Origin of the sequence: Sphingobium sp. B12D2B (genome assembly GCF_025961775.1) — a bacterium.
GTDB lineage: Bacteria > Pseudomonadota > Alphaproteobacteria > Sphingomonadales > Sphingomonadaceae > Sphingobium.
The window spans coordinates 480,325-505,958 of record NZ_JAOQOH010000001.1; the positions used below are offsets into that span (position 1 = coordinate 480,325).

Here is a 25,634-nt window from a genome sequence, read left to right on the forward strand (position 1 = left end):
GGTCAGAGGCTCTTGCGCTGCCGGCTGCCGCCATGGCCGAGTGCCGCGCTCATGCCGCGCGCGGCCTTGATCACGGCCGCGCTGAGGCTGGGCTGCATCTCGGCATCGTAGCGCACGGCGGGAATGGCCACGCCAAGGCTGCCGAAGATCTGGCCGCGCGCATTGAACACCGGCGCCGCCGTGCCATTGGTGCCAAGCGCGCTGGGGCTGGTCGCCACGAAACAGCCCTGCTTGCGCACGCGCTCATTCTCGGTCTGCAGCAGCTCGTAGGTCATCGGCGGCGTGCCCGCCTCCAGCGGTGGCCCCTGCCGTTCGATCGCGATGCGCACATCGGCCTCGTCCAGCCAGGGCAGCATGGCGCGGCCGAGCGCGCCCCAGACGAGCGCGCGCGTCTTGTAGGTCTCCACGACATATTGCAGCGGGTGGAGCGCGTTGATCGTCTCGATGATCGAGCAGCTATGCTCGTTCGGCAGGTAGAGCGCGAAGGCACAGGTCTCCTGAAACGCATCCGACAGGTCGGCGAGGAACGGCCTTGCGATGGCGCCATAATCGAATTGAGCGGCGACCATTGACGAGAGGCGCACCAACTCGCGGCCGACGCGATAGCTGCCATGGCTCGACTTCTCGACGAAGTTCATCGCGCCCAGCGATTGCAGCAGGCGATAGGCGGTGCTGGTCGGGATGCCGACATCTTCGGCGAGATCGCGCGGGGTGAACTCGCCATGTTCGGCGACCGACTTGAGCGCCCGCAGCGCGCGCTCGATCGCGCCGGTCATTTCGGGAGCTTCACTGGCCTTTGCCATCACCACGCATCCTTCTTGCCGCGCCGGCCGCTTCCCGCCCGCTCCGCGCAGCCCAGCTTCGCAGGCTCTTAGGGAGTGGGCGGTAAATTCGCAATCACCGGACCCCGGTCGCGCGCAATGCCAATTTGCGGCGCGGCTTCAGGGGAAGTTCTTGCGTTGGACCGTCCAGCGCGGATCGGTGCAGAGCGTGCAGTCCGCGCCGACGAACCAGCGCGCGGCGCGCGCATCGCCCTTGAGCTGCCAGTCCAGCCAGGCCAGCGCCACCGTGCCATAAGCCCCGCCATTTTTGAGCAGGAAGGTGCCGGAATGGGCGACATCCTTGCGCACCGCGAGCATCGCCGGGATGCCGCTGATGCGCGAGAAGTCGTCCGTGCCGTTGGGCAGGGCGCTGTCCTTCTCGCCATGAATATAGGCAATCGTGCCGTGGATCGTCTCAAGCGATTTCTTGGTGATCTCGGGCGCGCCGGGCAGGCCGCCGGTGCCGATGTTCCAAACACCGCCATTGAGCATCAGCGTGGTCGTGACGCGCGGATCGGTGGAGGACATCGCCAGCGCCTGCAGCGTGCCGCAGCTATGGCCGGAAACGCCGATCTTGCTGGTATCGAGCCGGCCCTTGAGCGGGCTGCCCTCCTTGCTGTTCTGCGCCACTGCCCAGTCGATCGCCGCCTTCATCTCGTGCGGCAGCGTGCCGGTGGGGCCATCGAGCGGCGGGGGCGTTGCCGGCATGCCGAATTCGCGCGGCCAGCGCCCGAAATTATTCTCCTCGCCCTTGGGGCCGATCTTGCCCAGCGCCACGACGAGATAGCCATGCGCGGCAATGTGGTCGAGCATGTAGCGATAGGCATTGCCCTTGTCCGCGCAGCCGCCATTGGCCCAGATGAAGATGGGGAGCTTCTTGTCCCCGAGCGCGGCTAGATTAGTCGGCTGATAGACGGTGTGATGATCGAGGCCGTCAATCTCGTCGGTCATCGTCACCCGATAGGGGCCGGCTCCGCCGCTGGTGGAGGTGGTCGCTGGGGCCGTCGTGGCCAGCGCCGCACCGAGCGCGAGGGATATCAGGGCTTTGCTGCTGCTGTTCAACATTGCTGCCTCTCCGGCTTCATCGGGGGATTTGAGAAATGGCCGGGGCGGCGGCGGGATGATGGCCATCCCGCCGCCGCCAGCCCGTTCGTCAGAAGGTGCGCTTGAGTGACAGCGACCACTCGCGCGGCATGCCGGGGTTGGCCGCCACGGTGCCCGAGTTGTTGTTGGGGCCGATGCCGGTCCAGTACAGCTTGTTGGTGATGTTGGTCACCTGCAGGGCAAGCTGCCAGTCGTCATCCGCTGAGTTCCAGGCGATGCGGCCGTTGAGCAGACCGTAGGAGGGCAGATAGGACAGCACGTTGTTCTGCACCGTCAGGGTCTGCTGCCGCGAACGCCAGCTCCAGTCGAGGCGCGGCGTGATCGATCCGGCGGAGCCGATATCGAACTTGTACTGCGCGCCGACGCTGATCTGCCGCTTGGGCGCATAAGGTAGCGTCATGCCGTAACGCAGGCCGGCGCCCAGACCGCCCGACGGTGCCGTGCAGGTCGTCGGCGTGAGGGCCGGCGAGCAGCCCGACAGCTGATCGTACTTGAAGTCCAACAGCGCCGCCGATGCATCGATGAGCAGATTGTCGACCGGCTCGAGCGACAGTTCGGCTTCCAGACCCTTGAGCGTCGCCTTGCCTGCATTGACGAAGTAGGAGCAGGTCAGGTCGTTGGGCGAAATCGGGCAGCCCGCATTCGGTGCGGCCGTCACGCGGGAGAAGACGCTCGCGATGAAGTCCGAATATTTGTTGACGAATGCCGAGACGTTCAGCTGCGCGCGCCGATCGAAGAACCGCGACTTGAAGCCGATTTCATACGCCTTGAGGTTCTCGGGATCGAACGGAACCGCCTGCGCCGGTGTATAAGGACGGGGATTGATGCCGCCACCCTTGAAGCCGGTGGCAACGCTTGCGTAGGTCATGATGTCCGGCGTCCACTGATATTGCAGCACGGCGCGCCAATCGACATTGTTGCCCTTGTAATCGCCCTCAGCGCCATTCAGTCCGCAGAACGCAACGTGGACGACGCCATAGTTCACGCCATTGACCGTGCAGGGGAAATAAGGCGCCGGGTTACCGGCCTGCACGCCGGGACGACCGCCCCGGAAGAAGCGGAACGTCTTTTCTTCCTCGGAATAACGGATGCCGCCATTCAGCTCGAGCTTGTCGGTGATCCGCCAGGAGGCGTTGGCGAAGGCCGCCCAGTTGGTGGCGGGGATTTCGTCATATTCGGTGAAGATCAACAGACCCTGGTTGATCGTGCCGCGATAGGTGCCGAAGCGATTGATGTAGAAGCCGCCCACGACCAGATCGACCTTGTTGTCGAACAGGCTGGAGGCAAGGCGTAGTTCCTGGCTGAACTGCCAGTTGGTCGCTTCATAATCGATCAGCGCGTTGCTGAGCGGTGTGGCATCGAAATCCTGCACCCAGTTGGCCGTGAAGCTGCGATAGGCGGTGATCGAGGTCAGCTTGAGATTGTCAGAGAAGCTGTAATCGATGTTGCCGCTGACGCCCCAGCCATTCACGCGGCTCTGCGACTTGAAGCAATAGGGCGCGGAGCCATCCACCGGCTGCGCATCGCAGTAGGTGGAGTAATTGACATAGGGGCTCTTGGTGAAGCTGTCCCCCGCCACACCCCAGGGCGAATAGGGCACGAACGGCGAGGTGCCGGTCGTGGGATTCCACAGGTTGAGGCCGTTTGTGGGGGCCGTGGAATACATGGGATAGTTGCGGCTGAGGTTCAGCCCCGTCGTGCCCGGCGTGTAGCTGGTCGCGTTGGCAGTGCCGACAAAGATCAGCGTCTGCGGCGCGGCCTCCGAATCGTCGCGGGTAATATCGCCACTGATGTTGATCTCCAGATCCTCGGTCGGCACCCAGCGCAGCGAGCCGCGCGCCGCGACATAGGATTTGCCACCCTCCGTGCCGAGCTGGCACTTGCGGCCATCGGCTTGCGAGGGAATGTTGTAGACCGCGTCCAGTTGCGGATGGGTGCAGGCGAAGTCGTAGACCTTCACATAACCGTCCTGATTGCGCGACACGCCCGAGATGCGGGCGAACAGGCGATCCGGCACGATGGTGAAGTTAGCCGCTGCGCGCACGTCCACGCGATTGAGGCTGCCAACGGTCGCTTCCACGAAGCCGCCGTCATTGCCATCGGGCTTCTTGGTGTAGAGCTTGATGGCGCCACCGATGGAGTTCATGCCCGCCAGTGTGCCCTGCGGCCCGCGTAGCACTTCGACCCGCTCCAGATCGAGCAGATCGAGCACCGATCCGGTGAGCGTCGAATAATAGACGTCATTCACATACACGCCCACGCCCGGCTCGAAGGCGAGGCTGAAGTCGGCCTGGCCGATGCCGCGAATATGGGCCTGCAGCGACGGGCCCTGCGGATTGCTCTCGCGCAGGTTCACGTTCGGCGCCTTGGTGGCGATCTCAGTGATGCTGGTCTGGCCGCGTGCCTCAAGCTGCTGCGCGCTCAGCGCGGTGATGGCGATCGGCGTCGATTGCACATTCTGCGAGCGGAACTGGGCGGTGACGATGATGTCTTCCGTCTTCCCGCTCTCTTGCGGGGCGGCATCCGTCTGCGCGGCGGCCGCGGTGGCGAACAGGCTGGCGGGCACGCACAATGCGGCGGCCAGGGTGATGCGTGATATGCCACCGAGGCGGACATGGCCACGCGCGCGTCCTTTCAGAAACTCGGAAATCATTGGCTCTCTCCCTCAACTCGAATTTTGAAAAAATCGGCTGTCTGGACTCAGAATTTTGTCTTTTTACGTCGTCTGAAAACTGGCGTGGCCCGGTCGATGCGGTCTGGCTTCGTGCCTGTATCTGCGCGATTGCGTGAACCGGATCGGGCCCTGCTCCCCCTTCTTCCCCTCCTTCTTCAGTGTCTGGCGCGCACCCTCCGGCAGAGTCGCTCAGGCGACGAGCCATAGGGTGTCGCGAGTGTCGTTACGTGCCTCCCCGCGCATGGCTGTCGCAGCGCAGATCGGCGCCTGGACCGGTCTCGGCGCCCTTGGAGTGTGATGCTTGTGCGGGCCAGGCGCAGAGCGGGCGGGCCGTCGTCACGGTCCCGTCCGCGTCCGCATGCCGGGCGAGGATCGCGCCGGGCGCGGTGCCCTGCTCCACCCATGCCACCAGCGCCGCGAGCAGATCGCTCTCCGGCTTGCCGGTCGCGCTGCGGTCTTCCGATCCGCCGAAGCGGTCGGTGCCGGCCCCGCCCCGGCAGTGCTGCATGCCCGGCACCATGTAGAGCCGGGCGAAGGCGTCGCGGTCCTGCTCCGCCTCTGCGCCCATGCGCGCGAAGAGATCGAGCGTGGAGAGTGGCTGCACGGATGCATCGGCCCAGCCATGATAGAGGATCAGCTTGCCCCCGCGCGCCGCGAAGGCCCGCATGTCCGCGCTGCGGGCATCCATGGTCGCGAAGCTTTTCCGGGCGGCCGCGAGATCGGCGGCAAGATCGAAGCTGGCCGGGTCCCAGCCGGCGTCGCCCCGGCCTGCACTGTGACGCGCATGGCCGAACATCTGGACAGGCAGCGGTGGCAGGCCGCCGGGGCGGGCCGTGATGCCGGGCAGCAGACCGAAATCATGGGTCTTGCCGGTGCTGTCGGCGAGCGGGGCGACGATGTTCGCGATGGTTTTGACCGTGGCGGGCGCAAGGCAGTCTGTAGATTGGCCGGGCTTGCAGGCGAGCTCCTCGACGCGGAAAGCGCAGCTGCGCGGATCGTCGATAATGCCATCGACCGCGCCGTCATTCGCATCGCAGCGCGCAATGGCGCGGCGGGAGACCAGATCCCAGTCCGCCGCGCTGATCGCGACGCCGTCGTTCTGCGTCTGGGCCAGATGCACATGCAGCAGCCGGGCGGCGAGCAGGGGCACGTCCAGACCCGGCGCGCCGATGAGCGCGCCGTCATAATCGCCGGGGTAGAGCTGTAGCTCGCGCAGGCCCTGCCGTCCCCCGCCGGAGCAGCCGAGAAAATAGGCGTGCGCGGCCGGCGCGCCGTAAAAGCCATCGATGATCGCCTTGGAGACCTGTGTCAGCCGGTGATAGGCGATATGGGCATAGGTTTCCGATTTGCGGGCATCGTCGATCCAGCGCTCGCCCTGGCGATGGCCGGTATCGCTGGAGGCAGCGGCAAAGCCCTGCTCCACGCCGCGCGCCATATCGGCATAATTATAATAGCCGGCCTCGCCGCCGACGCCGGTGCCGAGGAAGCGCCGATTCCAGTCGCGGGGAAGCCAGAGCTCGAAGCCGATGTCGCCGTCGATCATGCCGGCCAATCGGCAGAAGTCCGCTCGCACCGCTTCGCCTTTCGGCGATGTCGGCGAGGTGGGACTCTGCCAGTGCGAAGCGGGCGCCACCGTTTCGAGTGTGGTGAGCGTCACGTTGGCGGGCAGGAGGGCGCGGGCCGCTGCGCAGCGATCGGCAAAGGCCGGCGTTCCATTGGCGGCGAGCGCAACGGAGGCGCTGCCGAGCAGGCCCGCCAAAGCGAGGGTCTTGAAAGCTGTGAGGGATCGCGCCGCGATCACAGCACCGCCCAGTAGGAGAACACCGCGCGGTCGGCGCGGCGATCGATCTTGCCCACGAACATCGTGCGGCAGAGCCAGTCATGCGGGCCTTCCGGCGCATCGAACACCGGGCTGGCGCCGGCATAATAGTCCGCCGGGTCGACGGCCTCGTAATTCTGGAGCCGGGCCAGCACATCCTTGTTGCCATGCCGCACGCCGCGGTTCTGCAGCTCGATGATCGTGCCGTCATCCGCCTGGATCAGATAGCGCGCCTCGAACTTGACGGTGTGGTCGGTGCGGATGGTCGGCCAGTCGCCGCCGCTGTGCGGGACGACGATCCCATTCAGGCGCGGGCCGCGTACGATGCCGCTTTCCACGCCCACAAAGCCGCGCTCGGCACCCCAGAAGGTGGGGCCGTAGCGATAGCGCTTGGTCAGCTCGATCTCGATCTCGAAGGCGAAATCGAGCGCGGGCGGCTGGCGCTCGGGCGTTAGCGATCTACTCATTAGCGGCCCCTCCTCATCAGCGTATCCAAGGCCCGGGCGGGCGCGGTTCGCGTTCGCCGAGCTGCTCGGAGCCGAAGCGCGCCATGTAGCTGCGCTGCGCGGCCAGCGGATCGGATTCGAGCCGAACGGTCTTGCCGAAGCGCATCGTGGCCCGCAGCGAGGTTTCGTAGGGCAGCCACACCGGCATGTGCGGATTGTCCGGCCGGCCGGTCCGGGCGAAGGACGTCCATGCGCCGGACATGGCGGCACGCAGGGCATCGGCTTCGGGCGTCACCGTGCCGACGCCGGAATGTGCCTCGATATTGCCGAAGGTGAAGGCCAGCTCAATGCCATGGGGCGACACCCCGTGCAGACTGCCAATGTCAGTCGGCCAGTCGACCAGATAGAGATAGGCCGGTGCCCGCCCGAGCGCGGCCTTGCTTTCGGCCTGGATCGTCGCGTCGAGCAGATAGGACCGGTCGGTGGTCAGCCGTGCGAACAGCCGGGTGTTGCTATGGTCTGGGAACATGCCCCGCCAGGTCTCGATGGCCTTGGGCGCCTCGCCAGACGGGAAGAACCGCAGCGATTCCTCCAGCACCCGCGCATCGCTCATCGTGTCGTAGGAAGGCACATGGCCGAGGAATATCGTCGTTTCCTCGATCGTGGTGCCGAGCATCATCGGCACGTCGGCGCTGAGCAGCGGCGCGTGCGGCAGGAACGGGTGCTGGACCACGCTCAGCCCGTCCACGAAGGGACGGAACTGGCCGGTCTCGTTACGCACCTCGATGCCGGTGGCGGTCAGCGTGCGGGTCGGCACGTCCGCCAGCCGGCGCAGCCCGCCCTTGCGGATGCCCAGCTTGTGCAACAGGCGGTCGGCGCGGTCGAGCGAGATTTCTCGCGAGTCGAGCCGGATCCCGGGGCCGCTTTGCGAGATGGCGCGGTGGAACAGGCCCGAGGCCGACGGCATCGTCATCATCGCATTGATTTTGCGGCCGCCGCCCGAATGGCCGAAGATCATTACCCGGTCGGCATCGCCACCGAACTGGCCAATATTCTCGCGCACCCAGGCGAGGGCCAGCGCAATGTCGAGCGCGCCGGCATTGCCGGAGAGCGCATAGCGCTCATCACCCGCTTCCGAGAGATTGAGATAGCCATGGACGTTGAGGCGGTGGTTGATCGAGACCATCACGACGTCATGATTGCGCGCCAGCCAGGCGCCATTGCTGACGGGATCGTCCGAGCCACCGACTTCCCAGCCGCCGCCATGGACCCAGACCATCACCGGCTTGCTGCCGGTCAGCGAGCCGGTCCAGACATTGGCGACGAGGCAGTCTTCGGAATGCGTGGGCGTGTCGGGACCGCCGAGAAAGCCATGCTGCGGGCAGCGCGGCCCGTAGCGCGAGGCGTCGCGCACATCGCTCCAGGGCTTGCGTGGGACAGGCGGGAGGAAACGTGCGGCGCCCCCCGTCGGCTCGCCATAGGGAATTCCCTTGAACGCATAAACCGCGCCCTCGGTGATGCCCTGCACCTTGCCGGCCGATGTCGAAACAATGGGCCGCTCACCGACGGTGCCGATGGCGGCGAGCGAGGGCGCGGCGATCAATCCGACGCCAGCGCCGAGCAGGCCGCGCCGCGAGAAGGCCATGTGTGGCCGCTGTGACGCGCCGCCTGTGCGCGCGGTGGAGCACGGATCGCTCATCGCATCGCCTTCCGTGATCGAAAGGCGCGCTGAGACACGCGGATGCAGCCGGGATGCAGCATTGTCCTCTCCTGTGAACCAAGCTCCTGCCGCGACTCTTTCCTGAATCGTCTAGCAATCGTGAGATGAAACTTGCAAATTTGTTCATTCAGTGCAAGCTTGTTCCGTTCAATGAGAAAAAATTGCCGTTTCCCATTTCGTTGCGGAGCGGTTGAGCGGGGAAATGCGGATCGCCGAGTCGGGCCAGAGGTCTGAACCAGGGGGCCGCGCGGAGAGGGTGCGATTCGGTCCGGCGCGTGTGCGACGGCTGGCGACACCGGATCGGACGATCATGGGTCGGGGAGAGGTGAGAGGATGAAGATATCGCTAGTGCTGGGTGCCCTTCTGCTGGTGGGCGTGACCGCCGCGATCAGCTGGTGGCTCGGGATCAATCACGAGCGCAGGCGTGAGCAGGCCAATATCGAGATGGTGCTGGCGATGTGGGATGGCGTCATCAATCGCGCCGATCCCGATGCGGTGATGAAATATATCGATGAGGGTTACATTCAGCATAATCCCAATGTGCGGCAGGGCCGCGAGGGGGTGCTGGAGCTGATCTCGCTGATCCGCAATCCCCCGCCCGCGATGATCCCGCCCGGCAAGAAGACGCTGAAGAAGGCCATCGCGCAGGGCGACTATGTGGTGGTGATCTGGACCCAGCCGCAGCCCGATCCGCACAATCCCGGCGAGACCTACTCCGGCGAAGCCTTCGACATGTTCCGCATCGCCGATGGCAAGGTGGTCGAGCATTGGGACGATACCCGCAAGGCGCTGACACCCTGGCGGCGCTAGGCGCTGACCCCCAGTTCGGGCGCCCAAGACAAGATTTGAGACCTGAGGAGAGGAACGTTCATGGCCAGTTTCGCTGACGACCGCGCGGAAATCGAGGATCTGCAGGCGCGCTATCTGTTCGCGCTCGATTGGCAGGACCCGGATGGCTACGCCGGCACCTTCGCCGAGGAAGGCGTACTGGATTGGGCCGGTGGCATCGTGCGAGGGCGCGAGGCAATCCGTGAGGAATGCAAGGGCATGCGCACCTACTTCTCGGGGCGCGGCAAGGGCGAGGAGCCGACTCGCCCGCCGCGGCTGCGCCACTTCATCACCAACATCACCGTGAAAGTGGAGGGCGACAAGGCCTGGAGCCGCTCCTTCTGGTTCGAAATCGACAACGATACCCGCCTGCGCACGCCCTATGTCGGCGGCTACGGCCATTATGAAGACGAGTTGCGCCGCGTCGATGGCAAATGGCTCTTCACCTTCCGCAAGATCTGGAACGAGTGCATGGAGGACCGCGCCGCCGAATATGTGAACCCCGTCACGCAGATGGGTTGAGCAGTGTCCGGGCGTCCTGCCGTGCCGCCATCCGGTGTGTCGAGCCTGCTTGGCGCCATGCTGGGCCTTGCCCTGCTGGCGGCCTGCTCGAACGCGCCGCCCGGCAGCATGGCGGGACCGCCTCCGTTCGGTGCGGGCGACGATTGGGACAATCCGGGCGGGGACTGGGCGGAAAGCCGCTACTCCCGCCTCACCGACATCGACAAGACCAATGTGGGTAGGCTCGGCCTCGCCTGGGATTATGATCTCGGCACCACCCGCGTGCAGGAAGCGACGCCGGTCGTCATCGACGGGGTGATGTATACGTCTGGCAATCTCGGCCGGGCCTATGCGCTGGACGCGGCAACGGGCCGCCAACTCTGGGCCTTCTCGCCCGAGGTCGACATGCAGGTCAATCGCTACGCCTGTTGCGATCAGGCCAATCGCGGCGTGGCCGTGGCGGACGGGAAAGTGTTCGTCGCCGCGCTCGACGGATGGCTCTATGCGCTCGACCAGAAGACCGGCGCGGTCGTCTGGAAGGCCGACAGTTTTCTCGATCGCAATCGGGCCTATACCAGCACGGGCGCGCCGGAAGTGGCGGGCGACCTCGTCATCATCGGCAATGCCGGCGCGGAATATGACACGCGCGGCTATGTCATCGCGTTCGACATCCGCACCGGCAAGGAGGCCTGGCGCTTCTACACCATACCGCGCGATCCCGCGCTGGGGCCGCAGGAAAGCAAGGCGCTGGAGGCGGCGCTCAAGACCTGGAATCCGAAAAGCCGCTGGGATATCGGCGGCGGCGGCACGGCCTGGGATGCGATTACCTACGATCCCGAATTCGATCAGGTCATCATCGGCGTCGGCAATGGCGGGCCTTATGCGCAGGCGATCCGTTCGCCGGGCGGCGGGGATAATCTCTACCTGAGTTCGCTGGTCGCGCTCGACCGCAGGACGGGTGCGATGAAATGGCATTTTCAGGAAACGCCGGGCGACAACTGGGATTTCACCTCCGTCCAGCCGATGATCCTGACGCGCATGGCCGTGAACGGCGCCGAGCGCCCCGTGCTGCTGCACACGCCCAAGAACGGCTTCTTCTTCATGCTGGACCGGGAGACGGGCAAGCCGCTCGCCGTGCACAGAATGGTGCGCACAAGCTGGGCATCGGGCTGGGACCTCAAGACCGGCAAGCCGATCGCCACGCCGGAATATTCGGACATCAATGCCGGCCCCAAGCTGGTCTTCCCGGCACCGCCCGGCGCGCGCAACTGGTATGGCGCGGCTTATGACCCGCAGCGCAAGATGTACGTCGCCCATTTTCTCGACATGGGCAATCTCATCATGGTGCCGCCCGCCAATCTGGCGATGCCGCGGCGCAAGCTGGCGCTGAACGCGGGCACGGAATCGATCTTCACGCCCTTTCTGGAGGCTGCGCTTCCCGGTCTCCCCAAGGATGTGCAGAAGACCATCACCGATCTGCCGCAATGGCAATGGGTGAAGGACAAGCCCTGGGCGGCCGATGTGCGCGCCGTTGATCCGGTGACCGGCAGGACGATCTGGAGCTATCCGCGCGAGGACGGCTGGCAGGACCGCAGCGGCGTACTCGCGACGCAGAGTGGCCTCATCATCTTCGGCACGCTGTCGGGTAAGCTGGTCATCCTGGATTCCGATACCGGCAAGGTGGTGCGCACGATCGACACCGGTCGCTCGATCCTTGCCGCCCCCATGACCTACCGGGTGAAGGGCGTGCAATATATCGCGGTGCAGACCGGCTGGGGCGGGGGCGGCTGGGGGTTGGTCCCCGATTATTCCGCCGCCTATGCCAAGGGGAACGCCAATCGCATCCTGGTCTTTCGGCTGGATGGCGGACCAGTGCCGATCCCGCCGGACGTCCCGCCGGAGGGGCCGATCCCGGCCCCGCCCGTGCAGATCTCCGGCACCGATGCCGATCGGTTGGCGAAGGGACGGGTGCTCTTCTCAAAGAATTGTTCGATCTGCCATTCCAACATGCCGCGCGCGCCGCTGCCGAGCCTGACCCGCATGAGCGAGGGCGCGCATCAGGCGTTCGAGCAGATCGTGCGGCAAGGGCTGCTGTTGCCCAACGGAATGCCGCGCTGGGACGATCTGCTGACGCGCGCCGACGTGCAGGCGATCCATGCCCATCTGATCGATCTGCAGAGCAAGGCATATGCCCGTCAGCAGGCCGGAGCGCCGCCGGAAACCCCGATCTACTCCCGCATCACCACGGCCAACTGATGAGAGCATGAGCGAGATGGATGATATATTCTCACTGTTCGGAAGGGTATCGCTCTCGAGAGATGTGGAGAGGCGTCCCCTGAGGATGAGCATCCTTGTCTGCCCGGCTGCGGACGCGGGTGGTCGCGTATGACTGCCGCAGCGACGGCCCTGCCCGAGCAGGATGGCATCGACATTTTCGAATCGGCCCGGCTCAAGCCGCGCTACTGGCTGCTCGTCGTCCTGTTGATGACGCAGGGCCTGTTCGAGTTTTTCGATTTCTACATCATCGGCTTTCTGGTCAGCGTCATCGGGCCGGAATGGAACCTCACCTTCGGCCAGGTCTCCATCGTGTTGCTTTCGGCAGGCGTGGGCCAATTGGTGGGTGCGCTGCCCTTCGCCTGGTTCGCGGATCGTTACGGGCGCAAGCCGGCGCTGATTTCCGGGATTGTGCTCTATTCGCTGGCGGCCGGCTGCGCGGCCTTCGTGCCGGACGGGAGCTGGATGCTGTTCGCGTTCCTGCGCTTCATCGTCGGCGTGGGCTATGGCGGCACGCAGATCACCTTGCTGATCGAGATCGCGCCGACGCGCTGGCGCACCATGATCGCAAGTGCGAGCGGCCTGATCGCGCCCGGCGGGGTGTTGCTGGCCTCGTTGCTGGTCGCCAATTTCCTGCCGACCATCGGCTGGCGCGGCCTCGCCCTGCTCGGTTTCTTCCCGCTCGTCATCGCCTTCGCACTCTACTTCCTGGTGCCGGAATCGGTCCGCTGGCTGGTCTCCCAAGGCCGCGCGACCGAAGCGCATGATGTGCTCGCCAAATATGTCGATCTGCCCAAGGAGCAGATCCCGCTACCGCGCGTGCCCAAGGAAGTGCGCCGCGCGCGCCTGCGCGACATCGCCTTGTATCCAGGTCGCTTCTGGCTGATCGTCGCGACCAGCTCGGGGCTCGGCATCGCGGGCTTCGGCGTGGCCTTGTGGGGCCCAACGGTGCTCACCATGCTGCTCAAGATCCAGCCGGCCGAGGCGGCTGCCTATTTCGTGTTCGTGAGCATTGCCGGCATCGCCGGCCGGGCGCTGTGGACGGTCACCCCGCACTTCATCGGTCGCTGGCGCTCCGCGCTCATCTGCCTGTTCGGCACGGCGGTGACGATCAGCGCGGCGGCCTTCCTGCACCCTTATTTCGTGGCCGGGGTGCCCGTGTTCCTGCTGTGCCTGATGTGCGGATCGCTGTTCTACGATGGCGGCGCCTCCAACAGCTCGCCCTACGGGACGGAATTATTCCCGGTCCGCCTCGCCGGGCTGGGCGGCGGCCTCGTCCAGATGGTCAGCGGCTTCGGCAAGCTACTCGGGCCGATCATTCTCGCGCTGATCGCCGGCAGCGGCAATCTGCTCTCGCCGCAGGCAACGGAAGCCGCGATTACGCCCGGCTTCCTCACGCTCGCCGCCTTTGCCGTCATCGGCTTCCTCGCCACCTCGATGCTGCGATACGAAACCCATGGCGTCCGCATGGTGACGGACGAGGATGATTTCGTTTCCGGCAAGGTCAACACCAAGCCGCCGCCGCTCGCCTGAGCGCCGCCACCCGCCTCATCCACACACCCACATGCAAGGAACCGGTATGCAACCGCCTGAACTGGAATATGTCTTCACCATCGAGATCGATCTGAGCCCTCGCTTTCGTTACGGCCCGACCACGGACGGGCTGGAGCGCGGCTATGTCGGCGTGCTCGGTGGCCGCATCACCGGTCCGCGCCTCAATGGGCGCATCGTGCCCCACACCGGCGGGGACTGGCCCAGCATCCGCCCGGACCAGACCTGCGACTTCAACGCGCGTTACCTGATCGAGGCCGATGACGGCACGCTGATCCAGCTGCGCAACACCGGCGTGCGTCATGGACCCAAGGAGGTTCTGGATCGCCTGCAGAATTATGAGCCGGTCGACCCCTCCGAATATTATATGCGGGTGACCCCGCAGTTCGATGCACCGGAAGGGCCGCATGGCTGGCTCAGCCGGACCGTGTTCATCGGCAAGACGGATCGGCAGAAGACCAAGTCCGTGTTCAACTATTGGGCGGTGCTCTGAACATGGCGGAGTCCTCTGCAGGGCTGTTTCCGGTGGATCGGGCGATCGCGCAGGGCGCGGTCGTCGATCCGGCACAGGCCGGGAGCGCCGATCATGTCGCGCTGACGGCGCGCAACCGGGCGTTGATGATCGACTTCGTGACGATCCTCTACGAGCAGCGCGATCCCCGCGGGGCCTTCGAGCGATATGTCCATGAGGATTATATCCAGCACAATCCGATCATCGCCGACGGCCGCGAGAATGCGCTCAAATGGCTGGAGCCGGTCTTCTCCAAGGCGGGCACGGAGATTCAGGTCCGGCGGGTGCTGGTGGATGGCGATTATGCCACCGTGCAGATCATCGGACGGATGGGGCCGGAGGATGGCGGCAGCGCGGTCATGAACATCTTCCGCATCGAGGACGGGATGATCGTTGAGCATTGGGACGTGACGCAAGCGATGCCGGCGGAAACGGCAAGTGGGCGGCCTTTGGGTTGAGGGCAGCGCCAATAACTTGAGCCGTCATTCCCGCGAACGCGGGAATCCAGAACCCAGCCGCATTGCCATCGCGCCTCTGGATTCCCGCGTCCGCGGGAATGACGAGAGTGTGATGGTGTCAGCCGCTCGCCGACGCTAGGCTGGGCCGAACGAGAAACACAGGAGAGGCAAGCCATGGATCTGGGCATCAGGGGCCGCAAGGCGATCGTCAACGGCGCCAGCGCCGGCATGGGCAAGAGCGCGGCGATGGCGCTGGCCCGCGAGGGCGTGGACGTGTTCATCTCGGCGCGGGGCGAGCAGCGGCTGATGCGCGCGGCGCAGGAGATTGCCGATGAGACCGGCGCGCGGGTCCTGCCAATCGTCGCCGATCATGCCAGCGCCGAGGGGCGCGAGCGCATTCTGGCGGCCTGCCCGGAGCCGGACATTCTCGTCGGCACCTGCGCCCCGCCGCCGATGACGCCGGACTATCGCGCGATCACCGGTGAGCAATGGCAGAGCGCCATCGAAATTTCGCTGCTCTCGCCCATCGAGTTCATGCGCCGCGTGCTCGATGGCATGGTGGAGCGCCGATGGGGGCGGGTGGTGAACATCGCCACGGTGGCTGCGAAATATCCCGGCGAAATCCGGGCGCTTTCCGGCAGCACGCGGGCGGCGCTGGTGAACTACAGCGTCGCCGTCTCCAAGGTGGTAGCCAAGCACAATGTCGTCATCAACAACCTGCTGCCGGGCATGCACCACACCGCGACAGTCGAGGACCAGTTCAATGCCCGCGCGAAGGCCAAGGGCACGACCTATGAGGATGAGGTCGCCGAGTTCGTGCGAGACTGGCGGATCGCCAGCGGGCGCTTCGGCAATGCGGACGATGTCGGGGCGTTCGTGGCGATGTTCTGCAGCGAGTTTGCGAATTACACCACGGGCCAGAGCCTCACCATCGATGGCGGTGCCACGACCTCGACCTTTTAGAGGACGGTCGGTTGGTCGGGCGGATTATGAGATATATGATCTCCGTTCGCCCTGAGCCTGTCGAAGGGCCGTCCTTCCCTGCTTAGCCTCGAGGGTAGAAGAACGGGGCTTCGACAAGCTCAGCCCGAACGGCGTGGGGAAAGGCCGAACCGTGATTGGGGTTAAGGCATAGATCAGTCCACTCGCCCGCCGCACAGGGTGACGCGGGCCCGGCGATCTGCTATGGGCGCGCGCCATGACGAACCCCAATAGCCTCGATTACGAACGCCCGGTCATCACGCCGCCCGATGGCGAGAAGAAGGTGCTGCTGCACAGCTGTTGCGCGCCCTGCTCGGGCGAGGTGATGGAAGCGATGACCGCGAGCGGCATCGATTACACCATCTTCTTCTACAATCCGAACATCCACCCCAAGGAGGAATATCTGCTGCGCAAGGAGGAGAATATCCGCTTTGCCGAGCAGCATAATATTCCCTTCGTCGATGCCGACTATGACACGGTGAACTGGTTCAAGCGCGCCAAGGGCATGGAGAATGAGCCCGAGCGCGGTGCGCGCTGCACGATGTGCTTTGACATGCGCTTCGAACGCACGGCGCTCTACGCGCATGAGCATGGCTTCCCGGTCATCACCTCGTCGCTCGGCATCTCGCGCTGGAAGAACATGAACCAGATCAACGATTGCGGGGAGCGCGCGGCGGCGCATTATCCCGGCATCAAATATTGGACGTTCAACTGGCGCAAGGGTGGCGGCGCGGCGCGGATGATCGAGATCAGCAAGCGCGAGCGCTTCTACCAGCAGGAATATTGCGGCTGCGTCTTCTCGCTGCGGGATACCAACGCGCACCGGGTCGCCCAAGGCCGTGAGGAAATCCGCATCGGCGAGCTGTATTATGGGGACGAGCCTTCCGCGCAGGGCTGAGCCATGCGGGAGGGGTTTGACCACAAGAAACGGGACGCGCCCGTCCGGCCGCGCGTCTAGCTGATCAGCTCCACTTATGGAGCTGGATCATGACATTACTGGATCGCAAAGTCGCCATCGTCACCGGCGCGAGTTCGGGAATCGGACGCGCCGCTGCTCTGCTGTTCGCGCAACAGGGCGCGGCCCTCGTGCTGGTTTCCCGACGCGAGGCGGCGCTTGAGAGCGTGGCCGAGTCCATCAGAGCGCAGGGTGGTCGGGCGGCCATTGTCGCGGGCGACGTGCGCGAGGAGGAGACGCACCGCCGAGCCGTCGCGGTCGCCTGTGAGACCTTCGGGGGGCTGCATATCGCGTTCAACAATGCCGGGCTTGTTGGGACGATGCAGCCGCTGGCAGATTTCACGCCGGAGGATTGGTCGCAGGTGCTGGCGGTCAACCTGACGGCGGCTTTCCTCGGCGCCCGCGCGCAGATTCCGGCCATGCTCGATCAAGGCGGCGGCGCGCTCATCTTCACTGGCAGCTTCGTGGGCAATAGCGTCGGCTTGCCGGGCATGTCGGCTTATGGGGCGGCGAAGGCGGGGCTGCTTGGCCTCGTGCGCGGCATTACGGCCGATTATGGCGCGCAGGGCATCCGCGCCAACGCTCTGCTACCGGGCGGGACAGCGACAGGGATGGCAGGCGATGCCGATCAGCAGGCCTGGGCGGCTAGTCTTCACGCGATGAAGCGGATCGCACAACCAGAAGAAATCGCGCAGGCGGCGCTATTTCTGGCCAGCGACATGGCGAGCTTTGTGACTGGCTCGGCGCTGTGGGCGGATGGGGGCAACGCCGCCGTCAAATTGTGATGCTGGGGACGTTGATAGTCGGCGGGCGGGCTCTTGAAGGATCGGGCGGCCGTATCAAGGCCGCCCGTGTCAATCGCGCTTAGTTGCCGTCGATCACTTCCTGCCCGGCCTGACCAACCGATTCGATGTCCTTGCCGGCGCCTTTGACAGTCGCGCAAGCCTGGAGTGCGAGGGCCGCGCCGAGCAGCAGAATCAATGTGCCGCGCTGTTTCATGATCGTCTTCCTTCTGTTTGTTCCGGGCGATGAAATGCTTGAGCAACGGTTCGGTTGCGATTCCCGGTCGGCAGGCGCAGGTTGCAGGGAAGGTGTCAGGGAACGCGTGCCTCGTCGGGCCGTTCAGGAAGCTGAGACGGCAGCGCCTCGGTCGCGCCGGATAGCAACCAGATGAAAGGGTCAGTGATGAGCGGGAAGATCGATGTCGCGGTAATCGTGGGCAGTCTGCGCAAGGACTCGTATAATCGAAAGGCGGCGCTGGAGCTGGCGCGCCTCGCCGATGACGATATGGCGCTGCGGATCGTGGAGATCGGCGATTTGCCGCATTATGATGAAGATGCGGAGACCGACAGCCCGCCGGCAGCGTGGACGCGCTTTCGCAAGGAGATCGCCCCGGCCGACGCGTTGCTGTTCGTCACGCCCGAATATAACCGCTCGGTGCCGGGCGTGCTCAAGAACGCTATCGACGTTGGCTCGCGGCCCTATGGCCAGAGCGTGTGGATGGGCAAACCGGCGGCGATCATGACCGTCTCGCCCGGAGCGCTGGGCGGGTTCGGCGCCAATCACCATCTGCGCCAGATGCTGGTCTTTCAAGATACACCCATCCTCCAGCAGCCCGAGGCCTATGTCGGCAATGCGGCCAAGCTGTTCGAGGATGACGGCCGGCTGACGGACAAGAAGACGGAGGATTTTTTCCGCAGCTTCCTCGACGCATTTCGCAAGCTGATCGACCGGGCGGGCTGACCGCCGCTCAGTTCACGATCGCCTTGAGGCGTCGCCAGATTCGCGTGCGCAGCGGCGTGCGCGATTCGATGCTGAGGCCACGCGCACGAGCTGCCCGCATGAGATCGCGGGTCAGCGCGCGCAACTGGCGGTCGTTGAGTGCCGTCGACACCCGGTGATGGCCGCCGCGCATGCCGCTTTCGGCGATATGCAGCGTCAGGATGACGCCATGGTCCGCGCCGCGCCGCTCCCAGTCGATGAGCGCCCCGGAAATATATTCCTGTCGCCTGAAATCCCGTTCCGCCATGCCTTCCTCTGTTGCGTCCGGCTTGCGCGCCGTCCTGCTGGTGCAATCCCTGACCGCCGTTTCTTAACGTTTTGGAAAGGCCGGGCCGAGCCGTTGCCGCACCCGGTGCGCATTGTCTATTGCGCATTGCACAATATTCGCATTCACTGTGCGGATGCTCAAAGCTGCAGTCTATCATCGCACGGCCTATCACTATAGCAGGCCGATCCGTCTCGGGCCGCAGATCATCCGGCTGAGACCCGCGCCGCATAGTCGCACCAAGGTACCGAACTATGCCCTGCGGATCGAACCCGAGGGCCATTTCATCAACTGGCAGCAGGACCCGCACGGCAACTGGCAGGCGCGGCTGGTCTTTCCCGATCCGGTCGACCGTTTCGTAGTCGAAGTGGATCTGCTCGCGGATCTCGACGTCATCAATCCGTTCGATTTCTTCGTCGAGCCTTATGCCGAGGAGTATCCGTTCGCCTATGACGAGGCGCTGAAGACGGATCTGGCCGCCTATTTCGAGGTCGAGGCGCAGGGGTCGCTGTTCGAGGCGCTGGTCGCGCAGCATGCGGGCCATCAGGGCCGCACCATCGATTTTCTGGTGGAGATCAATCGCCAGCTCGAACAGCGCATCGGCTATGTCATCCGCATGGAAACCGGGGTGCAGACGCCGGAAGAGACCTTGCAGATCGGCACCGGTTCCTGCCGGGACAGCGCCTGGCTGCTGGTGCAGCTGGTGCGGCGGCTTGGCTTCGCGGCGCGGTTCGTCTCGGGCTATTCGATCCAGCTCGTTGCGGATGTCGAGCCGGTGGAAGGCCCCAAGGGCGTGACGCGCGACGTGGTCGATCTCCACGCGTGGGCGGAAGTTTATGTGCCGGGCGCCGGCTGGATCGCGCTGGACGCGACCTCCGGCATGTTCGCCGGGGAGGGGCATATCCCGCTCTGTGCATCGCCCCATTATCGCTCGGCTTCGCCCATCGAGGGGCTGGCGGAGCCGGCGGAAGTGGACTTCCGCTTCGAGATGCGCGTCTCGCGCATTGCCGAGGCGGTGCGGATCACCAAACCGTTCACCGATGAGCGCTGGGACGCCGTGCAGGCGCTGGGCGAACAGGTCGACGCCGACCTCGTCGCGCAGGATGTGCGGCTGACGACCGGCGGCGAGCCGACCTTCGTCGCCGAGAATGGCGGGCAGGAGGATGAGTGGAACGGCGGCGCCGTCGGCCCGACCAAGCAGGGTTATGCGGACAAGCTGGTGCGGGCGCTGCGGGAGAAATTCGCGCCGGGCGGGATGCTCCACCACGGTCAGGGCAAATGGTATCCCGGCGAGAGCCTGCCGCGCTGGGCCTATGCGGTCTACTGGCGCAAGGATGGCGTGCCAGTGTGGCGCGACCCGATGCTGATCGCGCGGGAAGAGGCCGAGGGCAAGCCGCTCGCGACGCCGGCGCTTGCCGCGCGCTTTCTGGCGACTATCGCCGCAGGCCTTGAGGTTCAGCCCGATTATGTCGCGCCGGTCTATGAGGATGAGCAGGAGTGGGCACGCAAGGCAGAAGATTTGCCCGTCAATGTGACGCCCGACGATAACAAGCTCAGCGATGTCGAGGCGCGCGAGCGGATGAAGAAGGCGTTTGCGATGGGGCTGGTCGAGCCCGTCGGCTATGCCCTGCCCATCCAGCGCTGGCAGGCCGCGCAAGCCAAGCCACGCTGGCAGAGCGAAGTGTGGGCGGTGCGCCGGGGCAAGCTCCACGCCGTGCCGGGCGATAGCTCGCTCGGCTATCGCCTGCCGTTGGGCTCTCTGCCCTTCGTGCCGCCGGCCGACTTCCCCTACATCCACCCGCGGGACACGAGCGAACCGCGCGAGCCGCTGGCGGATTATCATGTCCAGCGTGCGGAGCGGGCGCACCGGCCGGATGTGCGCGAGCAGATGGTCGCCTCCCGCGCGGAGGCCGGCGGCGCGGCAGCGCAGGAGCGGGTGGAGCAGGAGATCATCGAGGGCGCGGTGCGCACGGCGATCACCGTCGAGCCCAAGGCGCATTATCTCTCCGTCTTCCTGCCGCCGGTGCGCGAGTTGGAGGATTATCTAGAGCTGATGGCGCAGGTGGAGGCCGCAGCCTGCGCCATGCGCGTCGAAGTGCGGATTGAAGGCTACGCCCCGCCGCCCGACCCGCGCCTGCAGGTGCTCAAGATCACGCCCGACCCGGGCGTCATCGAGGTCAATGTGCAACCGGTGGCGACATGGGGCGAGACGGTTGAACTGACCGAGACGCTCTACGATGTTGCGCGGGCGCTCAAGCTCACGGCCGACAAGTTCATGGTCGATGGGCGCGCGGTGGGGACGGGTGGCGGCAATCATCTCGTGCTCGGCGGGCCGAGCCTCACCGATTCGCCGTTCATCCGCCGGCCGGACCTACTCAAGAGCTTCGTGCTCTACTGGCAGCGGCATCCTTCGCTCAGCTATCTCTTCTCCGGCCTGTTCATCGGCCCGACCAGCCAGGCACCCCGCATCGACGAGGCGCGGCATGACGGGCTGTACGAGCTGGAAGTGGCGCTGGCGCAGGTGCCCCACCCCTTTAATTCAGGGCCGGGGGAAGGCGCCACGCCACCCCCCTGGCTGGTCGACCGGCTGTTCCGCAACCTGCTGGTGGACGTGACCGGCAATACGCACCGCACCGAGATCTGCATCGACAAGATGTTCTCGCCCGATGGGCCGACCGGGCGGCTGGGGCTGGTCGAGTTCCGCGGCTTCGAGATGCCGCCGGATGCGCGGATGAGTTTGGCGCAGCAATTGCTGCTGCGCGCGCTCACTGCCTGGTTCTGGCGTGCGCCGCAGGAGGGCAATCTGGTGCGCTGGGGCACGCGCCTGCACGATCGCTTCATGCTGCCCCATTTCGTCTGGGAGGATTTTCTCGATGTGCTCGGCGACCTTCGCCGGGCCGGCTATGATTTCGATCCCAACTGGTTCGAGGCGCAGAAGCAGTTCCGCTTCCCGGTCCATGGGGCGGTGCGGGCCGGCGGGCTGGAGCTGGAGATTTCCCACGCGCTGGAGCCTTGGCATGTGCTGGGCGAAACCGGCGCGATCGGCGGGACCGTGCGCTATGTGGACAGCTCAACCGAGCGGCTGCAGGTGCGCGTCTCCGGGCTGGTCGAGGGGCGGCATGTCGTCGCCTGCAACGGGCGTCGGGTGCCATTGGCAGCCACTGGCGTGGCGGGCGAGGCCGTGGGCGGCGTGCGCTACAAGGCCTGGGCTCCCTCGGACTGTCTCCACCCGCGCCTGCCGGTCAATGCGCCCCTGACGTTCGACGTGTTCGACGCGTGGAGCGGCCGGTCGCTCGGCGGCTGCGTCTATCATGTGGCGCATCCGGGCGGACGCAATTATGACGACGTTCCGGTCAATGCCTATGAGGCGGAGGCGCGGCGCAAGGCGCGGTTCCAAGATCATGGCCATACGCCGGGCTCCATGGCGCTGCCGCCGGACGAGAAAACGGGGGAATTTCCATTGACGCTCGATCTGCGACGGCCCGCGACCCTTTGAATGCGTCGCTTGCCATGACTGCCGGGGAAGAGGACATCGGCCAGGCCCTCGCGCGCTATGCGCGGGAAGCTGGGCGCGGTGACCTCATGCTCGCGGCGCAGGGCGATCCTGCCATGGCGCATCGCTGGGAAGCGATGTTCGGTGCCATTGCCAGCGCCGCGCGGGGCGGCTTCGCCGGTCTGCAGGCCCGGGCCGACCAGCAGGTCGTCGATCTCGGCATGGCCTTTCGCCTGACTGGTGAGGTCGAGGAGCGCGTCTGGCCGCTCAGTCCCGTGCCGATGCTGATCCACGCGACGCAATGGCAGGGCATTGAGGCGGGTCTGGCGCAGCGGGCCGATCTGCTCGAGCATGTGCTCGATGATCTTTATGGCGCGTGCAGCCTTGTCGCCAGTGGCGAACTGCCGGCGGCGATCGTGGCCGGCGCGCCGGATTATTGGCGGCAGATGCGCGGCCTGCCGCCGCCGCGCGGCCACCGGCTGCAATTCTACGCGGTCGATCTGGCGCGCGGGCCGGATGGCGAATGGCGGGTGCTGGCCGATTATGTCCGCACGCCGGTCGGCGCGGGCTATGCGCTGGAGAACCGCCTCGCGATGACGCGCGCGACGGACGATGCGCTCGGCATCGTCAATTTCGTGCGGCTGGCGCCCTTCTTCTCCGATTTTCGGCAGGGCCTCGCCGCCATCTGCGCCCGGCCCGATCCGCGCATCGCGCTGCTGACGCAGGGGCGCTACAACCAGAGCTATGCCGAGCAAGCACACCTTGCGCGCTATCTTGGCATCCTGCTGGTCGAGGGGCAGGATCTTACTGTGCGCGACGGGCAGCTTTACGTCCGCACCGTCGAGGGTGTGAAGCGGGTCGATGGGCTGTGGCGGCGGATGGGCACGGACCTGCTCGATCCGCTGGCGTTCGATTCGCGCTCGACCATCGGCGTGCCGGATATTTTCGAGGCGATGCGCCACGGCGGCCTTGTCATCGCCAACTGGCCCGGCGCCGGGGTGCTGGAGACGCCAGCGCTCGCCGCGTTCCTGCCGCGCCTCTGCCGCAAGTTGCTCGGCGAGCCGCTGCGCATTCCCAATGTTGCGACATGGTGGTGCGGGCAAGCGAAGGAGCGCGCCCATGTCCGCGAGCAGGCGGACCGGCTGGCCATCGGCTCTGCCTTCGGCTTGCCGGTGCCGGCGATCCCCCATGGCCGCGCGCGCCTGGCCTCGCGCCTCAGCCCTGCCGAGAATGCCGCGTTCCTCACCGAGCTGGAGCAGCGCCCGATGGACTATATCGGGCAGGAGCTGGTGCAATTGTCCACCACGCCGGCGCTGGTCGATGGCGTGCTGCTGCCCCGCCCGTTCATCCTGCGCGCCTTCCTTGCCCGCGATGCGCATGGCCAGTGGCGCGCAATGCCGGGCGGGTTTGCGCGGCTCGCGGCCCATGACGACATGCGGGCGGTGCTGATGGGGCAGGGCGACATGTCCGCCGACGTCTGCATCGTTGCCGATGAACCGCAGACGGCAGTGGTCACGCTCGACAGCGGCGCGCCGGTCGCCATTCGCCGGGTCGCGGGCACGCTGCCCAGTAAGGCGGCGGATAACTTCTTTTGGCTCGCGCGATATCTGGAACGTGGCGAAATGGTGCTGCGCATGATCCGCGTGCTGATCGGCGGCAGCATCGAGGGCGAGGCAGCCTCCGCGCTCGACCGCCCGACGCTCGGCCGCGTGGCCGATACGCTGGTTGCCTGGGGCAGCGCCCGCAAGGACAAGCTGGGTGAAGGCACCGGCAAGCTTTGCGTCCATGCACTCAGCGATCCGGAGATGCCGGGTAGCGTCCAATCCCTGTTCGAGGCGGCCGAAGCGATCGGTCGCGGCCTTCGCGAGCGGCTGGCGGTGGACTTCTGGCGCCTGCTCAGCCGCCAGATCGACCGGGTGAGCGAAGCGCGCGAGTCGCAGCTCATGGCGCATGTCGCGCGGCTGCTGGATCGTTGCGCGGCGCTCTCCGGCCTGTCTGCCGAGAATATGGTGCGCGGTGCGGGCTGGCGTTTCCTGGAGCTGGGCCGGCGGCTCGAACGCGCGATCCATCTGTGCCGGCTGGCGCGCACCTTTGCCGGAGACGATGCCAATGGGCACGATCTCAATCTGTTTCTGGATCTGTGCGATTGCCAGATCAGCTATCGGACCCGCTACCTCTCCGGTCTGGCGCTGGCGCCGGTGCGCGACATGCTGCTGCTGGAGCCGGGCAATCCGCGGTCGCTGGCTTTTCAGGTCGATGCGATTCTCGATCATCTCCGCGCCCTGCCGACGCTGCGCGACGACGGGATGCCCGAGCCGCCGGTGCAACTCGCCCTGGCGCTCTCTGCCCGTCTGCATGCCGCCTCGGCCGAGATGCTCACGGCGCGCGATCTGGAGGTCATCGAGACGGCGCTGCTCGATCTCTCCGACCGGATCGATGATCGCTTCTTCCTCAAGGGCGAGGATGCGCCGCGCGCCTCCGGCATGACGCGGCTGGCATAGATGAGGCGGATGTATAACAGGCGATGAGATATCGGGTCAGCCACATCATCCGCGTCGATTATGATCCGCCCGTGCGGCTGGCGCATTTCAATTTGCGGCTCGCGCCCATCGCATGGCCGGGTCAGCAGGTGCGGGACTATCGCCTCATCGTCGATCCTGTGCCCGACGTGCGCCAGGAGCGCGTCGGTGCCTATCCGTTCAACCTCACCCGCATCGAGATGCTCAAGCCGGTGGCCTCGCTGGAAGTGCGCTCCACCTTCATTGCCGATGTGAGCGAGGCCGAGCTGGATCTGCTTGGCGCCCAGATGAGCGTGACGAAGGTGGCGCAGGCGGCGCTAGCCGTCATGGATGTCGGGCCGATGTCCCCCGTGACCTATATCTTCCCATCCCGCTTGCTACCGCTCGTGCCGCAGATCGCCGCCTGGGCGCGGCCGCATCTGGCGCCCGATGCGGACTGCCTGAGCGCGGCACTGGCGCTGGCCCGGCACATTCAGGCGACCTTCCATTACGACACCAAGGCAACCGAAGCCGATACGCCGGTGGCCGAGGCCTTCTCCATCCGGCGCGGCGTCTGCCAGGATTTCGCGCACATCCTCATCGTCGCGCTGCGTGCCGCCGGTTTGCCGGCGGCTTATGTGAGCGGCTATCTGCGGACCGATCCGCCGCCGGGGCAAGCGCGGCTGGTCGGCGCGGACGCGATGCACGCCTGGGTGGCCTTGTGGTGCGGTCCCCTGCGCGGCTGGGTGGGGATCGATCCCACCAATGGCGTGCTCGCCAATGGCGATCATCTCGTCGTCGGCATGGGCCGGGATTATTCGGACATCTCGCCCATCGACGGCGTGTTCGTCGGCGGCCATTCCCAGAAGACCTTCAATTCGGTGGACGTGTCACCCATGGACAGCCGCACCACCACCGCCTGACCGTTGCACGGTCCAAGGCCTCCCTTATGA

At 65.7% G+C, this 25,634-nt stretch carries 21 protein-coding genes; 13 read left to right on the forward strand and 8 right to left on the reverse strand.

All coding sequences use genetic code 11. The annotated features are described in order from the left end of the window. Positions 1-2 precede the first annotated feature (2 nt). The 6 genes from M2335_RS02410 to M2335_RS02435 all read right to left on the reverse strand — a co-directional run bounded on the left by M2335_RS02410 (position 3) and on the right by M2335_RS02435 (position 8,563). Complete coding sequence (locus M2335_RS02410; protein WP_181558382.1) at positions 3-803, reverse strand: IclR family transcriptional regulator; 801 nt, start codon at positions 801-803, stop codon at positions 3-5. A gap of 138 nt (positions 804-941) precedes the next feature. Continuing rightward, the gene (locus tag M2335_RS02415) at positions 942-1,886 is read right to left on the reverse strand and encodes a hypothetical protein (protein ID WP_264593648.1); all 945 of its coding nucleotides are present in this window, start codon (positions 1,884-1,886) and stop codon (positions 942-944) included. A gap of 88 nt (positions 1,887-1,974) precedes the next feature. Beyond that, positions 1,975-4,578, reverse strand: a complete 2,604-nt coding sequence (locus tag M2335_RS02420) for a TonB-dependent receptor (RefSeq protein ID WP_264593649.1) — start codon at positions 4,576-4,578, stop codon at positions 1,975-1,977. Positions 4,579-4,822: 244 nt separating this feature from the next. After that, on the reverse strand, positions 4,823-6,358 hold the full coding sequence (locus M2335_RS02425; protein WP_264593650.1) for a tannase/feruloyl esterase family alpha/beta hydrolase: 1,536 nt from the start codon (positions 6,356-6,358) through the stop codon (positions 4,823-4,825). Between the two features lie 38 nt (positions 6,359-6,396). After that, complete coding sequence (locus M2335_RS02430; protein ID WP_264571798.1) at positions 6,397-6,885, reverse strand: DUF3237 domain-containing protein; 489 nt, start codon at positions 6,883-6,885, stop codon at positions 6,397-6,399. A gap of 16 nt (positions 6,886-6,901) precedes the next feature. Further along, entirely contained in the window at positions 6,902-8,563 is a 1,662-nt protein-coding gene (locus M2335_RS02435; protein ID WP_264571799.1) for a carboxylesterase/lipase family protein, read from the reverse strand. Positions 8,564-8,917: 354 nt separating this feature from the next. Between M2335_RS02435 and M2335_RS02440 the strand changes: the two genes are divergently transcribed. From M2335_RS02440 to M2335_RS02480, 9 genes are all read left to right on the forward strand, one after another. Further along, the gene (locus tag M2335_RS02440; protein WP_264571800.1) at positions 8,918-9,394 is read left to right on the forward strand and encodes a nuclear transport factor 2 family protein; all 477 of its coding nucleotides are present in this window, start codon (positions 8,918-8,920) and stop codon (positions 9,392-9,394) included. Positions 9,395-9,454: 60 nt separating this feature from the next. Further along, positions 9,455-9,934, forward strand: coding sequence for a nuclear transport factor 2 family protein (locus M2335_RS02445; protein WP_181558389.1), 480 nt, complete (start codon positions 9,455-9,457; stop codon positions 9,932-9,934). 3 nt (positions 9,935-9,937) lie between these two features. Next, positions 9,938-12,169 carry a PQQ-dependent dehydrogenase, methanol/ethanol family gene (locus M2335_RS02450; RefSeq protein WP_264593651.1) on the forward strand — a complete coding sequence of 744 codons (2,232 nt, stop codon included), beginning with the start codon at positions 9,938-9,940 and terminating at the stop codon, positions 12,167-12,169. 129 nt (positions 12,170-12,298) lie between these two features. Next, positions 12,299-13,720: an MFS transporter gene (locus tag M2335_RS02455; RefSeq protein ID WP_264593652.1), complete on the forward strand. Its 1,422-nt coding sequence runs from the start codon at positions 12,299-12,301 to the stop codon at positions 13,718-13,720. Positions 13,721-13,766: 46 nt separating this feature from the next. Then, positions 13,767-14,231, forward strand: a complete 465-nt coding sequence (locus M2335_RS02460; RefSeq protein ID WP_181558391.1) for a DUF3237 domain-containing protein — start codon at positions 13,767-13,769, stop codon at positions 14,229-14,231. 2 nt (positions 14,232-14,233) lie between these two features. Then, complete coding sequence (locus M2335_RS02465) at positions 14,234-14,707, forward strand: nuclear transport factor 2 family protein (RefSeq protein WP_264593653.1); 474 nt, start codon at positions 14,234-14,236, stop codon at positions 14,705-14,707. Positions 14,708-14,881: 174 nt separating this feature from the next. After that, positions 14,882-15,670, forward strand: a complete 789-nt coding sequence (locus tag M2335_RS02470; RefSeq protein ID WP_264593654.1) for an SDR family oxidoreductase — start codon at positions 14,882-14,884, stop codon at positions 15,668-15,670. Positions 15,671-15,905: 235 nt separating this feature from the next. After that, positions 15,906-16,586 carry an epoxyqueuosine reductase QueH gene (locus M2335_RS02475; RefSeq protein WP_264571805.1) on the forward strand — a complete coding sequence of 227 codons (681 nt, stop codon included), beginning with the start codon at positions 15,906-15,908 and terminating at the stop codon, positions 16,584-16,586. Between the two features lie 89 nt (positions 16,587-16,675). Continuing rightward, complete coding sequence (locus M2335_RS02480) at positions 16,676-17,428, forward strand: SDR family oxidoreductase (protein WP_264593655.1); 753 nt, start codon at positions 16,676-16,678, stop codon at positions 17,426-17,428. 79 nt (positions 17,429-17,507) lie between these two features. Here M2335_RS02480 and M2335_RS02485 read toward each other — a convergent pair whose 3' ends face one another. Then, the gene (locus M2335_RS02485) at positions 17,508-17,642 is read right to left on the reverse strand and encodes an entericidin A/B family lipoprotein (RefSeq protein ID WP_181558396.1); all 135 of its coding nucleotides are present in this window, start codon (positions 17,640-17,642) and stop codon (positions 17,508-17,510) included. 186 nt (positions 17,643-17,828) lie between these two features. Here M2335_RS02485 and M2335_RS02490 point away from each other — a divergent pair, with 186 nt between their 5' ends. Then, positions 17,829-18,386 (forward strand): NADPH-dependent FMN reductase, encoded by a 558-nt coding sequence (locus M2335_RS02490; RefSeq protein ID WP_181558397.1) that lies wholly within the window; start codon positions 17,829-17,831, stop codon positions 18,384-18,386. A 7-nt stretch (positions 18,387-18,393) separates the two neighbouring features. Here the strand turns inward: M2335_RS02490 and M2335_RS02495 are convergent, their stop codons facing one another. Beyond that, on the reverse strand, positions 18,394-18,672 hold the full coding sequence (locus M2335_RS02495) for a hypothetical protein (protein ID WP_264593656.1): 279 nt from the start codon (positions 18,670-18,672) through the stop codon (positions 18,394-18,396). Positions 18,673-18,826: 154 nt separating this feature from the next. Between M2335_RS02495 and M2335_RS02500 the strand changes: the two genes are divergently transcribed. The 3 genes from M2335_RS02500 to M2335_RS02510 are packed head-to-tail and all read left to right on the forward strand — an operon-like array spanning position 18,827 to position 25,604. Continuing rightward, entirely contained in the window at positions 18,827-22,186 is a 3,360-nt protein-coding gene (locus M2335_RS02500; RefSeq protein ID WP_264593657.1) for a DUF2126 domain-containing protein, read from the forward strand. A gap of 14 nt (positions 22,187-22,200) precedes the next feature. Then, positions 22,201-24,684 (forward strand): circularly permuted type 2 ATP-grasp protein, encoded by a 2,484-nt coding sequence (locus M2335_RS02505; protein WP_264593658.1) that lies wholly within the window; start codon positions 22,201-22,203, stop codon positions 24,682-24,684. A 23-nt stretch (positions 24,685-24,707) separates the two neighbouring features. Further along, a complete protein-coding gene (locus M2335_RS02510; protein ID WP_264593659.1) occupies positions 24,708-25,604 on the forward strand; it encodes a transglutaminase family protein in 897 nt (298 codons plus the stop codon). The last annotated feature ends 30 nt before the right edge of the window (positions 25,605-25,634 follow it).

Coding starts and splice junctions, on each gene's coding strand:
- M2335_RS02435 (WP_264571799.1), bottom strand. CDS start 8,563: ATGAGCGATCCGTGCTCCACCGCGCGCACAGGCGGCGCGTCACAGCGG.
- M2335_RS02470 (WP_264593654.1), top strand. CDS start 14,882: ATGGATCTGGGCATCAGGGGCCGCAAGGCGATCGTCAACGGCGCCAGC.
- M2335_RS02490 (WP_181558397.1), top strand. CDS start 17,829: ATGAGCGGGAAGATCGATGTCGCGGTAATCGTGGGCAGTCTGCGCAAG.
- M2335_RS02480 (WP_264593655.1), top strand. CDS start 16,676: ATGACATTACTGGATCGCAAAGTCGCCATCGTCACCGGCGCGAGTTCG.
- M2335_RS02460 (WP_181558391.1), top strand. CDS start 13,767: ATGCAACCGCCTGAACTGGAATATGTCTTCACCATCGAGATCGATCTG.
- M2335_RS02410 (WP_181558382.1), bottom strand. CDS start 803: ATGGCAAAGGCCAGTGAAGCTCCCGAAATGACCGGCGCGATCGAGCGC.
- M2335_RS02455 (WP_264593652.1), top strand. CDS start 12,299: ATGACTGCCGCAGCGACGGCCCTGCCCGAGCAGGATGGCATCGACATT.
- M2335_RS02420 (WP_264593649.1), bottom strand. CDS start 4,578: ATGATTTCCGAGTTTCTGAAAGGACGCGCGCGTGGCCATGTCCGCCTC.
- M2335_RS02465 (WP_264593653.1), top strand. CDS start 14,234: ATGGCGGAGTCCTCTGCAGGGCTGTTTCCGGTGGATCGGGCGATCGCG.
- M2335_RS02445 (WP_181558389.1), top strand. CDS start 9,455: ATGGCCAGTTTCGCTGACGACCGCGCGGAAATCGAGGATCTGCAGGCG.
- M2335_RS02500 (WP_264593657.1), top strand. CDS start 18,827: ATGCTCAAAGCTGCAGTCTATCATCGCACGGCCTATCACTATAGCAGG.
- M2335_RS02510 (WP_264593659.1), top strand. CDS start 24,708: ATGAGATATCGGGTCAGCCACATCATCCGCGTCGATTATGATCCGCCC.
- M2335_RS02485 (WP_181558396.1), bottom strand. CDS start 17,642: ATGAAACAGCGCGGCACATTGATTCTGCTGCTCGGCGCGGCCCTCGCA.
- M2335_RS02415 (WP_264593648.1), bottom strand. CDS start 1,886: ATGTTGAACAGCAGCAGCAAAGCCCTGATATCCCTCGCGCTCGGTGCG.
- M2335_RS02475 (WP_264571805.1), top strand. CDS start 15,906: ATGACGAACCCCAATAGCCTCGATTACGAACGCCCGGTCATCACGCCG.
- M2335_RS02495 (WP_264593656.1), bottom strand. CDS start 18,672: ATGGCGGAACGGGATTTCAGGCGACAGGAATATATTTCCGGGGCGCTC.
- M2335_RS02430 (WP_264571798.1), bottom strand. CDS start 6,885: ATGAGTAGATCGCTAACGCCCGAGCGCCAGCCGCCCGCGCTCGATTTC.
- M2335_RS02440 (WP_264571800.1), top strand. CDS start 8,918: ATGAAGATATCGCTAGTGCTGGGTGCCCTTCTGCTGGTGGGCGTGACC.
- M2335_RS02505 (WP_264593658.1), top strand. CDS start 22,201: ATGACTGCCGGGGAAGAGGACATCGGCCAGGCCCTCGCGCGCTATGCG.